This window comes from Roseovarius amoyensis (assembly GCF_003260265.1).
GTDB classification, from domain to species: domain Bacteria; phylum Pseudomonadota; class Alphaproteobacteria; order Rhodobacterales; family Rhodobacteraceae; genus Roseovarius; species Roseovarius amoyensis.
The window spans coordinates 19,459-28,285 of record NZ_QITQ01000029.1 but is presented as its reverse complement, the minus strand read 5'-3'; the positions used below and the strand labels follow the sequence as shown (position 1 = coordinate 28,285).

The 8,827-nt window shown below is 64.8% G+C and carries 13 protein-coding genes; 6 read left to right on the top strand and 7 right to left on the bottom strand.

The genetic code is table 11. The features are described from left to right. Window positions 1–93: 93 nt before the first annotated feature. Complete coding sequence (locus tag DL899_RS19720; RefSeq protein ID WP_204355341.1) at window positions 94–231, bottom strand: hypothetical protein; 138 nt, start codon at window positions 229–231, stop codon at window positions 94–96. A 100-nt stretch (window positions 232–331) separates the two neighbouring features. Next, a complete protein-coding gene (locus DL899_RS16910) occupies window positions 332–787 on the bottom strand; it encodes an Lrp/AsnC family transcriptional regulator (protein WP_076624994.1) in 456 nt (151 codons plus the stop codon). A gap of 117 nt (window positions 788–904) precedes the next feature. On the opposite strand from DL899_RS16910, the gene DL899_RS16905 reads away from it, so the two are divergent. After that, window positions 905–1,450, top strand: a complete 546-nt coding sequence (locus DL899_RS16905) for an RBBP9/YdeN family alpha/beta hydrolase (protein WP_111735534.1) — start codon at window positions 905–907, stop codon at window positions 1,448–1,450. 2 nt (window positions 1,451–1,452) lie between these two features. Further along, window positions 1,453–2,085 (top strand): LysE family translocator, encoded by a 633-nt coding sequence (locus DL899_RS16900; protein WP_111735533.1) that lies wholly within the window; start codon window positions 1,453–1,455, stop codon window positions 2,083–2,085. Window positions 2,086–2,087: 2 nt separating this feature from the next. Here DL899_RS16900 and DL899_RS16895 read toward each other — a convergent pair whose 3' ends face one another. Continuing rightward, entirely contained in the window at window positions 2,088–2,852 is a 765-nt protein-coding gene (locus DL899_RS16895; protein WP_111735532.1) for an AraC family transcriptional regulator, read from the bottom strand. Between the two features lie 91 nt (window positions 2,853–2,943). Between DL899_RS16895 and DL899_RS16890 the strand changes: the two genes are divergently transcribed. Next, window positions 2,944–3,684 (top strand): sulfite exporter TauE/SafE family protein, encoded by a 741-nt coding sequence (locus tag DL899_RS16890; RefSeq protein WP_111735531.1) that lies wholly within the window; start codon window positions 2,944–2,946, stop codon window positions 3,682–3,684. Here DL899_RS16890 and DL899_RS16885 read toward each other — a convergent pair. Continuing rightward, the gene (locus tag DL899_RS16885) at window positions 3,675–4,577 is read right to left on the bottom strand and encodes an aminotransferase class IV (RefSeq protein ID WP_111735530.1); all 903 of its coding nucleotides are present in this window, start codon (window positions 4,575–4,577) and stop codon (window positions 3,675–3,677) included. The two genes, DL899_RS16890 and DL899_RS16885, sit on opposite strands and share 10 nt — an antisense overlap. Window positions 4,578–4,718: 141 nt before the next feature. Between DL899_RS16885 and DL899_RS16880 the strand changes: the two genes are divergently transcribed. Both DL899_RS16880 and DL899_RS16875 read left to right on the top strand, forming a co-directional pair. After that, a complete protein-coding gene (locus tag DL899_RS16880) occupies window positions 4,719–5,660 on the top strand; it encodes a LysR substrate-binding domain-containing protein (RefSeq protein ID WP_111735529.1) in 942 nt (313 codons plus the stop codon). After that, window positions 5,661–6,128 (top strand): GNAT family N-acetyltransferase, encoded by a 468-nt coding sequence (locus DL899_RS16875; protein WP_111735528.1) that lies wholly within the window; start codon window positions 5,661–5,663, stop codon window positions 6,126–6,128. Here the strand turns inward: DL899_RS16875 and DL899_RS16870 are convergent. The 3 genes from DL899_RS16870 to DL899_RS16860 are packed head-to-tail and all read right to left on the bottom strand — an operon-like array spanning window position 6,120 to window position 7,701. Continuing rightward, complete coding sequence (locus DL899_RS16870) at window positions 6,120–6,593, bottom strand: GNAT family N-acetyltransferase (protein WP_111735527.1); 474 nt, start codon at window positions 6,591–6,593, stop codon at window positions 6,120–6,122. The genes DL899_RS16875 and DL899_RS16870 overlap by 9 nt on opposite strands. Then, window positions 6,587–7,186 carry a 2-hydroxychromene-2-carboxylate isomerase gene (locus DL899_RS16865; protein WP_111735526.1) on the bottom strand — a complete coding sequence of 200 codons (600 nt, stop codon included), beginning with the start codon at window positions 7,184–7,186 and terminating at the stop codon, window positions 6,587–6,589. The genes DL899_RS16870 and DL899_RS16865 overlap by 7 nt, the downstream gene beginning before the upstream one ends. Further along, entirely contained in the window at window positions 7,183–7,701 is a 519-nt protein-coding gene (locus DL899_RS16860; RefSeq protein WP_111735525.1) for a cupin domain-containing protein, read from the bottom strand. The genes DL899_RS16865 and DL899_RS16860 overlap by 4 nt, the downstream gene beginning before the upstream one ends. 141 nt (window positions 7,702–7,842) lie before the next feature. Between DL899_RS16860 and DL899_RS16855 the strand changes: the two genes are divergently transcribed. Next, window positions 7,843–8,820: an alpha/beta fold hydrolase gene (locus DL899_RS16855; RefSeq protein ID WP_111735524.1), complete on the top strand. Its 978-nt coding sequence runs from the start codon at window positions 7,843–7,845 to the stop codon at window positions 8,818–8,820. Window positions 8,821–8,827: the final 7 nt, after the last annotated feature.

The following is an 8,827-nucleotide window of genomic DNA, read 5'->3' as shown; positions in this document are numbered from 1 at the left end:
GGAGCAATTGGAACTCTTCGATGCACTGAGCCTGAAAACACCCTCCTGAAACGGCCCGGTTGTGGCAAAAGCAGATATCCCGCATCAATAATATCAATCACTTACGCGTTTAACTGTTGAAGTTGGGAGGCCGGCGGCGAGCATCTGAATCAGGTTAGCTGTCAAATCTCCCGCAGCGGTGAACCAGGCCCGCGGCAAGCCATTGATGGCGCTGTTCGACAGCATCAGCATCTGGCTCGGCCAGGCGTACTCATCAGTGCGAGCACGGTTGCGACGTAGATCAGCCAGATATCGATGGGCATGGTTTGCTCCGGTATCGCGCGTGGAGTTGTCAGCCGAGTAGCGCCTTTCCAAGTGGTTTTACGGGTTCCGAGCGTAGCACCAGAGAGGTCGTGACCGCGCCGAACCGGGCGATGGTGTCGACGATGGTCTCCAGTTGGCCGGGCGTCGGCACGAGGACTTTGAGCAGGAAGCAGTCTTCGCCGGTCAAACGGTGGACCTCGATGACATGCGGCATCTCGGCAAAGGCTTTCAAGGCTGGCTTGATGTGCTCATGCGTGGTTTTGAGCCGAATGATGGCCATCATCCCGAGACCGAGCGCGGCGGCGTCCAGACGCGCTGTATAGCCGGCGAGTATTCCGCGATCCTCAAGGCGCTTCACCCGCTCCGATGTCGCCGGCTGCGAAAGCCCGACACGTCGGCCGACCTCCGATAGCGGGGTGCGGGCGTTTTCCTGAAGCGCTTCGAGGATTGCGATGTCAAGGCGATCGAGCTCACTGGTTGGCATGTTACACCACAGATTCCGTTAACTCATCGGAAGTTTGTCATATTTGCCGATGAATTGCCATTCCCGTTATGCGTTCGGCAAGGGACACTCCAGAAAGGTAAACATCAGGAGATTAGCATGGGGCGTCGTTTCGTTATGGTGCCGGGCATCGGGGGATCCGGCCCTGAGCATTGGCAGAGCCATTGGGAAAGTCTCTATCCGAACACCGTCCGGATAGGGCCGAATTCCTGGGATGAGCCCGACCTCGCGGACTGGTTTGCCGCCCTGGACCGGGCGGTCGCCGCGGCACCTTATCCGCCGGTGCTGGTATGCCATTCGCTCGGGTGCCTGCTTTTCGCCCATTGGCGTGCGGCGTCGTCCCGGGCGATCGCTGCGGCATTTCTTGTTGCCGTGCCGGACCCGAGCGGGCCGGCTTTCCCGGCGCAGGCAAAGGCATTCGGAGCGTTGCCTGCAATGGGGTTTGGTGAGCGGCCGGTGTTGGCCGTCGCAAGTGAGAACGATCCCTATGATCCGACGGCGAGTGCGATAGCCTGGGCTGCCAGGCAAGGCGCCTGGCCACGCCGTCTTGGCCCAAGGGGCCATTTGAATGAGGCGTCAAACCTCGGCGCCTGGCCCGAAGGTCAGGGGCTTCTGGCAGATTTCCTGGACGAGATCGGAGAGTAGCCATGGACGTTGCAACTGCATTGCTGAGCTTCTCCATTGCAGCGGCTTTGCTGACGATCACACCGGGGCTCGATACAGCCCTTGTTCTGCGGACGGCGGCGGTCGAGGGGCCGCGCCGGGCGATGCTGGCGGGGGCAGGGGTGGTGACCGGGGTGCTGGCATGGGGATTGATTGCGGCTTTGGGGCTCGGTGCTGTACTGGCCGTGTCGGAACTGGCTTACCGTTGTCTTCAGCTTGCCGGCGCGGCCTACCTGATCTGGCTGGGTATCGGGATGTTGTGGGGGGCGTTCCGTGCGCGAGAGCCGGGGTTGCCGAGGGTCATGGCGCCTTCCGCACCGAATTGGTTCCTGCGCGGGGTGATGACCAACCTTCTTAACCCCAAGGTCGGTGTCTTCTATATCAGCTTCCTGCCGCAGTTTCTGCCCGTGGGCGTTCCGGTGGTGCCGTTCAGCGTTCTGCTCGCGGGGATACACGCGTCGATCGGGCTGATCTTCTTTGCAGCGCTGACTGCCGCGACAGTGCCGTTTCAGAATGCCCTGAACGGCCCCCGCCTGCCTCGCCTCCTCGACGGGGTTACCGGCAGTGTCTTGATCGGGTTCGCCCTGCGACTGCTGACGGAGCGGCGCGTGGGATGACCTCAGATCTCCATCCGACGCTGCAACTGACCAGGTGTGATCCCATGGGCGGCATGAAAGGCAGCCACGAAGCCGCTCGCGGTGGCGTAGCCGGCGGCATGGGCTGCATGTTGCACGCTCTTGCCGGCCATCAACGGGGCAATTGCGCGTGCCAACCGAAGGTCTCGCATCCAGGTGGCCCAGCTCTGCCCGGTGTCGCGACGGACGAGCCGTTGCAGGCTGCGCCGCGACAGCGCCAGTGCCGCGGCCCAGTGGTCGAGCGAATGGTCGGCCCCATCGAGATGTGCCTGCGCGATACGACGCAGGCGCGGGTCGGCAGGCAGGGGCAGTGTGGGTGCAGGGGCGGGGCGCGCAAGCCGGTCCCACAGCACGGCCGTCAGCCGGGCGAAGGCGGGCTCTTGCCGGTCGGCGCGGCTGGACCCTGCCAGGGTGCGGAGAAGTTCGGCCTCCAGCGCTTCGAGAGGGAAAGGCGTGGGGGCCTTGGGCAGCGGTGCCGCGGCGGGCCGGGTGTAGAGGTTGACCGATTTCCGCGCGCCCTCGGCCCGGATGCGATGGCGGTGCGTCGGTGGAAGCCAGATCGCCATGCCGGGAGAGAGAAGATGCAGCCTGCGTCCTGTCTCGACCGTCACCGGCCGGTCCGGACACCAGGCGAGCTGCCCGCGCCAGTGCGCATGCGCCTCCGGCATGGTGCCGGGTGTGAAGCTCGTGATCCTGCCGATCACCGGACTTCCATCCTCGGAAAATCCTCCAATCTCATCGCGCTGCATGCTGGCACCTCCAGGGTATCATCTGGCACCAGTCCGACACAATTTTCCAGCCCCTCTGTCAGGATCGCGCAGAGGCGGAGCGGAGGACCGGATGGATATGGCGACAATAGCGCTGCTCACGGGCGCGGGGCTGCTCGGCGGGCTGTGCAATGCGATCGCGGGCGGGGGCACGTTTTTTACCTTCCCGGCGCTGCTGGCAGTGGGGCTGCCGCCGGTGACGGCGGGCGCAACCAGCGCAGTCGCGATCTGGCCCGGCCATGCGGCCAGCCTGATTGGCGAAGGTGCGCTGCTGCGGCAGGAACTGATCGCGCGGCGCGGGCGCATCGCGGTGTTTACGCTGGCCTCGGCGGCGGGGGCCGGGCTGTTGCTGGTGTCGGGAGATGCACTGTTCCGGCAGTTGGTCCCCTGGCTGCTGCTCTTCGCGACGCTGCTGTTTGCTGCGGGGCCCTGGCTCAACCGCTGGCTCGCCCGCCACGGGGTGTCGATCGGGCCAGTCCGCGCCGCGTGCGCCGAGGGGGGCGTGGCCCTTTATGGTGGCTACTTTGGGGCAGGGCTGGGGGTGCTGCTGCTCGCGCTGCTGACCGTGACGGGGGACGACGATTTGAAGCGGCTGAACGTGGTCAAGAATGCTCTGGCAACGCTCGCGACCAGTATCGCCGTCCTGATCTTCTCCTTTGGCGGCGCGGTCGCCTGGGGTCCGGCTGCCCTGGTCTTCCTGGGGGCGACGGCAGGTGGTGTCATCGGTGGCCGGCTGGCGCGCCGGGTGAAGCCGCAACTCCTGCGCGTCGCGATCGTCTGCCTCGGCCTGTTGCTAGTCTGGCACTACGCGTGAGCCCGGGTCGAGGCGCGGAACGCCTCGCGCAGGGCCGTGGTGATCGGCCCCACGGGCCATGTGCTGTGCTTGCCGGGGCGGTCGAGCGAGACCACGGGACGAAGCTCGACCGACGTGCCCGTGACGAAGACCTCGTCCGCTGCATCCAGATCGTCGAGGCTGACGGTTCCTTCATGAAACGACAGGCCGAGGCCACGCGCAAGGTCGAAGACATGGCGCTTGGTCAGGCTGTCGAGAAAGCATGTGGGAAGGGGAGACAGAAGCCTGCCGTCCCGGACGAGGACGATGTTCGTGACCGTGGTTTCGGCGACATGGCCTGCCATATCCAGCATGAGGGCATCGTCATGTCCGCTACGGGCGGCTGCGGCTCGCGACAAGGTTCCGGTCATGTAGAGGCCCGAGCATTTCGACGCCGTCGGCGCCGTATCGGGCGCGGGGCGCCGCCAATCCGACAAAACAAGGCGCAATTCGCTTGTGCCGTCTCCAAGGGCGGTTTCCACCGGCCAGTCCCAGGCCGCGATGGCGGTATGGATCCGGCACCCCTGCGCGGAAACGGTGACGCTTTCGCTGCCGCGCCAGGCGATCGGCCGGACATAGGCGTCCTTCAGTCCGCCAGCCCAAAGCACGGCCTCGGCTGCGGCCTGAAGATCATCGACCAGCCATGGCAGCGTGTATCCGAGAAGCTCGGCCGAGCGCTGCAGGCGCCGGAAATGCTCCTTACCCAGAAACAGGCGACCGTCATAGGCGCGGATTCCTTCGAAGACCGCGCCGCCGTTGTGCAGAGAGTGCGTCAGAACATGCAGCGTCGCCTCACCGGACGGCAGCAGCGTCCCATCGAACCAGACGGGGCTCGTCGTATCGACGAGCGGGACCTTCACGGCTTCGGTCAGCATTCGGGATCTCCCAGTTCGCGGATGGTGGGACAATCTTCAGGCTCAGGAGCCGGGCAGGCGAGTGAGCAGTTTTCAGGCGCTGATGAGAAAGCGTCGTTCGCGTGGTGCCGGTTATCGGCGATAGTCGGTTTGTGAGGATCTATGGATAAACAAGTACCCTTTCGGCTGAATGTGCCCTTGAACGCCCTGCGAGCCTTCGAGGCCGCGGCGCGCCATCTTTCGATCAAGGAGGCGGCGCTGGAACTTGGCGTCACGCCATCGGCCGTCAGCCACCAGTTGCGCGGGCTTGAGGATGCGCTCGGACTGACATTGATGCGACGGGTCGGTCCGGCGCTCGAACTGACCGAAGCCGGAGCGAGACTCGCGCCCGATCTGAGCGAGGGGTTTTCCCGGATCATCCAAGCGGTCGGCGGCCTCAGACAGGATCGCAACGCGGGCCCCTTGCGGCTGTCGATGCTGCCGACGTTCGCGGCCCATTGGTTCTCGCCCCGGCTCACGCGCTACCCGTTCGAGCGTAACGGCTTCGATCTGCTGATATCCACGACACAGGAGGCCGTGGACCTGTCTGCCGGAGTGGCCGATGCGGCGGTGCGGCACGGGCAGGGCCAATGGGATGGGTTGCAGGCGGACCTGCTGTTCGAAGAAACCGTGAGCCTGTTCGGCGCACCGCCCCTGGGCAAGGATGACCCCGACGAAATGCGGGCGCAGATATCGGGCATGACCCTGTTTCTCTCGCAGTATCGGAAAGAGAACTACGCGCGATGGAACGCGACGTTGCCGGGCGGGCCGATCCGGCCTGCGGCGGTGATGATGGTCGATTCCGCCGGGCTGGCACTGCGCGCGGCCATGGACGGGGCAGGGGTGGCGCTGGCAGGCGTGGAGATCGCTGCCTTCGACGTCGGAGCCGGGCGGTTGACGCAGCTCTTTCCACATTGGGCGCATACGGGCGGAGGCTACTTCCTCGTTTATCCGGAGGCGCTGGCCAGGGACCGTCGCGTGCGCAACCTGAGCCGCTGGATGGTCGAGGCCTCGGCCGGAGAAAGGACCCTCGCGCAAAGGCAACTGGAGCCGGGAGCGAATTGAATGAATCGTATTGAAGCGGCGGCGGTCGAAATCCGGCGACTTGAGGAAAACGACCGCGTGGCATGGGAAGACCTCTGGCAAGAGAACCTGGACCATTTCGCGGCGCCTGATCGTGCCCGAGCGGACATTCCCGTCATCTGGCAGCGCCTCATGGATCAAGCCGCGCCGCTTCTCGGCTGGCTGATTCTCCGACAGGGGCGGGCCACCGGGCTGGCGCATGTGGTCCTTCGTCAGCACAGCTTCAGCACGGCCCATATCGCGATCCTGGAAGATCTCTGGATCGCACCTTTCGCGCGGCGTCGCGGGCTGGCGGAACGGCTTGTCGAGCGACTGGTTCGGGAGGGGCGCGCGCAGGGCTGGCGCCGCATCGAATGGGAAACCGGCGATGAGAACCTCATTGCGCAGCGGCTCTATGACCGGATTGCCACGCTCGATCCGGTCAAGCGCTACCGGATCGACCTAGATTGAGCGGGGTTGGCTCAGCTCGATCCGAAAACTGTCCCAGGGCGCGAGATCGGCGATCGACAGATACAACCGTTTCGCCGTCAGATTGTCCTGCGGCACCAGCCAGCGCAGATGGGTCCAGCCGCGCGCGGTACCGATCTCGGTCAACTGGCCAATCAGGGCGCGGGTAAGGCCGCTTCCCCGGGCCTCTGGCATGACGAAGAGGTCGTCGAGCTGACCGGCACGGCTTCCTGAGATGATCTCGGGCAAGTCGAAGGCCAGCGCAAAGCCGGCCAGCGCGCCGCCATGATCCGCCCCGAAAAGCAGCAGATACGACTCGCTGACGGCGCGCTCGATCAGGAGTGTGGCCTGTTCCGAGGTCATTGCCTCTCCCGGTCCGTTCATGGCTCTCCGATAGGCCGTCATCAATTCGGCAAGGCGCAGAGCGTCCGCGGCGGACAGGCGGCGGATCGTCGGTACGTTCACCATCCGCCGGTCCTGACCCACTCTGCCATCATCTCCATGCGGTCCCAGCCCCAGAAAGGCTCTTCATCGACGATGAAGAAGGGAGATCCGAAGACGCCCCGTGCCACCGCATCTTCGCCGATCCTCCGGACTTTTTCTTTCAGGGCAGGGTCGGCGATGCCGGCCAGAAGGGCCCCGGGCTTAAGGCCGAACTCCGGAGCGAGCCGCGAGACTGCTTCGGGTGAGGCGGTGTCGAGACTGTCGTTGAAATACAAGGTGAAGACCCTCAGCACGAAGGCAGCAGCAAGTTCAGGGTGCTGTGTTTCAATCCAGTAGAAGGCGCGCGTCGCCGCCAGGGCGACATGGGGATGGTCGGCGGGCAGCTGGAAGGTCAGTCCCTGGTGCCGTGCGATCCGCGCCCAGTCGCGTCGCGCATAGTCGCGTTTCAGCGGCGTCGACGACAATCCACGTGCCCCTGTCACCTTGTAAGCCGTGCCCAGCATGTAGGGTCGCCAGAGCACGGTCCGACCCAGGTCTGCCGCGATGGCCTCAATCCGCTGCGCAGCGAAGAAGGCGTAACCGGACGAGAAGTCGAACCAGAACTCGAGGGACCTCATGGCTCTTCCCCGTCCCAGTAATCGACCGCATCCGCGGTCCGGAAGGAACTGGCAACCCGGCGCTTTGCCTTGTCACCTCCGGGCGCGGCGCCCGCGAAGACTGTCAGCTTGCCGCTGTCGGGATAGGCCATCACATCAGGCTCTCGCATGGTGCTGACCGCGACATATCGCAGAGGTTCAGTGCCGGTTGCGATCAGCTGATGGGCCGTTTCGGCGCCACCCGCAGGGCAGACCGCCACCATGCCGGCTGCGACCGGGTACCGGTCGGGGCCGAACCGCAGTTCGCCGGAGCCCGAGAGAATGACGAACATCTCGTCGTTGGCGTGATGGGCATGGAACGGCCAGGCCGCTTTGCCAGGCGGAACCTCCACCAGCCGCGCCCCCAGATGCGTCGCTCCAAGTGGGGCGGCGATGGCCGCCATGGCGGCATGAAAGCGGGTGCCATAGCTCTGTGGCGACAGGTCCAGATCGTCGAGTGTGACGACGGGGCTGCGTGGCGTGTGATCCTGGGTCATTTCGGTGCCCTCCTGCGAGAAGAGAGCGCCAATCCGACTGGTCCCGCAATTGAATTGGCTTCAGGTGAGCCGTAGCAAAGCTCATTTGGCGTGATTTCCCTTTCAAAGGAAGCTGTTCTCGTATTGTCGGACCTGAGACGAATGTGGACACCTATGCTTTATCGCTGGAGACCTGACGCTCCGCCATCGCGGACGAACCCTAAAAGGCCCGCCCCTGCGATGCCCGCCGAACGCTTCGAGGTGGCGGCCGAAGACGGGTATCCGATCAGAGGCGGGATCTGGCATGCAGACACCGGCCCTGTCGTCGTGCTTCATGCCGCTACGGCGGTTCAGGCGCGCTATTACGCACGGTTCGCATCCTGGTTGTCCGGGCAGGGGGCGACGGTCCTGACCTTCGACTATCGCGGGATTGGTGAGTCCCGCTCGACGCCGGTGAAGGATTTGCAGGCGGGATGGGTCGATTGGGGCGTCCTCGATGCTGAGGCGGTACTTGCCTATGCTGGCAGGCGCTGGCCGGATCGTGCGCTCTGCGCCGTGGGCCATTCAATCGGCGGCTTCGCTTTGGGGTTGGCGCGCACCTCGGATCGGCTGGACCGGATCGTGACGGTTGGCGCGCAATTCGCCTACTGGCGCGATTACGATTCCCGCCAGCGGCGGGCGATGTATCTGAAATGGCATCTCTTTATGCCAGCCGTGACGCAACTCTTCGGCTATTTTCCCGGGGCACGGCTTGGATGGCTCGAGGATGTGCCACGCGGCGTGGTGCGCGACTGGAGCCGGATGGGGCCGCGGTTCGAGACGAGTGTTTGCTCCGCTTTGGACCCAACTGACCTTGCAGCGCGTCATGGCGCCACCCAGGCGCGGCTTCTGGCCATCGGGTTGACAGATGACCCGTTCTGCACCGAAGCTGCGGGGCAACGATTGCTCGACTACTATTCCGGGGCGGATCGAACCCATCTGCGGATCGCGCCCCCGGATATCGCGGTGCCCGAGATCGGGCATTTCGCATTCTTCCACGCCCGTTTCGAACAGACGCTCTGGCCGCTTGCCGCCGCATGGTTGCTTTCCGGTCGACTGCCCAAGGATGCTCCGGGGCGGATCGTCTTTCCGACAGTCTGAATGCAGG

Coding starts and splice junctions, on each gene's coding strand:
- DL899_RS16910 (WP_076624994.1), bottom strand. CDS start 787: ATGCCAACCAGTGAGCTCGATCGCCTTGACATCGCAATCCTCGAAGCG.
- DL899_RS16900 (WP_111735533.1), top strand. CDS start 1,453: ATGGACGTTGCAACTGCATTGCTGAGCTTCTCCATTGCAGCGGCTTTG.
- DL899_RS16865 (WP_111735526.1), bottom strand. CDS start 7,186: ATGAGGTCCCTCGAGTTCTGGTTCGACTTCTCGTCCGGTTACGCCTTC.
- DL899_RS19720 (WP_204355341.1), bottom strand. CDS start 231: ATGCTGATGCTGTCGAACAGCGCCATCAATGGCTTGCCGCGGGCCTGG.
- DL899_RS16905 (WP_111735534.1), top strand. CDS start 905: ATGGGGCGTCGTTTCGTTATGGTGCCGGGCATCGGGGGATCCGGCCCT.
- DL899_RS16895 (WP_111735532.1), bottom strand. CDS start 2,852: ATGCAGCGCGATGAGATTGGAGGATTTTCCGAGGATGGAAGTCCGGTG.
- DL899_RS16870 (WP_111735527.1), bottom strand. CDS start 6,593: ATGGTGAACGTACCGACGATCCGCCGCCTGTCCGCCGCGGACGCTCTG.
- DL899_RS16855 (WP_111735524.1), top strand. CDS start 7,843: ATGTGGACACCTATGCTTTATCGCTGGAGACCTGACGCTCCGCCATCG.
- DL899_RS16860 (WP_111735525.1), bottom strand. CDS start 7,701: ATGACCCAGGATCACACGCCACGCAGCCCCGTCGTCACACTCGACGAT.
- DL899_RS16890 (WP_111735531.1), top strand. CDS start 2,944: ATGGATATGGCGACAATAGCGCTGCTCACGGGCGCGGGGCTGCTCGGC.
- DL899_RS16885 (WP_111735530.1), bottom strand. CDS start 4,577: ATGCTGACCGAAGCCGTGAAGGTCCCGCTCGTCGATACGACGAGCCCC.
- DL899_RS16880 (WP_111735529.1), top strand. CDS start 4,719: ATGGATAAACAAGTACCCTTTCGGCTGAATGTGCCCTTGAACGCCCTG.
- DL899_RS16875 (WP_111735528.1), top strand. CDS start 5,661: ATGAATCGTATTGAAGCGGCGGCGGTCGAAATCCGGCGACTTGAGGAA.